Source organism: Streptomyces atriruber (assembly GCF_001418325.1).
GTDB classification, from domain to species: domain Bacteria; phylum Actinomycetota; class Actinomycetes; order Streptomycetales; family Streptomycetaceae; genus Streptomyces; species Streptomyces atriruber.
In genome coordinates, this window is record NZ_LIPN01000613.1 from 1 (window position 1) to 1,160 (window position 1,160).

The 1,160-nt window shown below is 75.4% G+C and carries 1 protein-coding gene; it reads right to left on the minus strand.

Annotated features, from left to right (window positions below; translation table 11 throughout):
- Nucleotides 1-111: 111 nt before the first annotated feature.
- Nucleotides 112-1,160: aromatase/cyclase (locus tag AOK03_RS39240; RefSeq protein ID WP_341845855.1), on the minus strand; the 1,049-nt coding region annotated here is incomplete at its 5' end.

Below are 1,160 nucleotides of genomic sequence, written 5' to 3' on the forward strand. Positions count from 1 at the left end.
GCGCGGGCCGGTCGGTGCCGCCGGGCGGGCGGGCCGGTTCTTTCTGGTGGCCTGCCCCGGCGGGTCGCGGGTGGCCGGGTGCCGGGGCCGGGAGGGGTGAGGGGCGGTGGGTCAGAGGACGCGGATGGCGGATTCGGCGTGGCGGCGGGCCAGTTGGAGGGTCTGGCGGCTGTCGCGGGCGAGGTCGGCGCGGATGCGGCGGCGCGCCTCGGCGAGGGTGGTGCCGGGGCCGAGGAGCTGTTCGATGTGGTCCTCGCGCAGCAGGGCGTGGTGCTGGGCGACCACCGTGACGCCCCGTTCGTCGGGCAGGACCGACCATTCGCCGCAGTGCGCGGCGAGCAGCGGGCGGGGCACGGTGGCCTTGTGCACGATGCGGCCGGCGTGCGGGAAGCAGATGCGGATGCCGGCCACGCTGGGGGCGGCGCTGCCGTCGGCGGCGGTGAGGTCCAGGGCGACCTTCTGGATGCCGAGGTGGGGTTCTTCCAGGGCGGCCCGGCGCACGTGCGGGAGCTGGCCGGGCCAGTCGGCGACGTCGTAGAGGAAGCCGTAGACCAGTTCGGCGGGGCCGTTGACGCGGATGGACTCGGCGAAGGAGAGGGCCAGTTGGTCCAGGCGGGGCCAGCGTTCGGCCAGGAACTGCAGGCTGTGCAGGGTGGAGCGGCTGTTGTCGGCGGTGACCTGGGCGAGCCAGTCGGCGTCCTGGGGCCGGCCGGGGGCGGCGGTGAACTCGTGTTCCAGGGTGAGCCGGCAGCGGCCGGGCCCCAGCGGCTGCACGCTCCAGTGGCCGGCCATCGAGGTGGCGGGTTCCACGAGCAGGTCCTGGTGGAAGGCGATGCGGCGGTGCACGGGGTCCTGGGTGCGGCGGGCGGTCCAGGAGACGATCTGGCCCTCGGCCAGTGCCCAGGCCCGGATGCGTTCGTGGGTGCCGTCGAAGTCCAGGCGCTGGGCGTAGATGTTGCGCGGCAGGTAAAGCGGCCAGCGCTCGGGGTCGGCGATCAGTGCGTAGACGGTGGGGGCCGGGGCGGCCACCTCCAGCGTGTGCGACAGGTGGTGGATGCGCTCGCCGGGCACCGGGCCCCCCTTTCTCTTCGCTCGCGCCGTGCGCGCGTCCGTCGTGTCGGGCCGGGCCGGGCTGGGGTGCTCGGGTCCGGGGGTGGGGG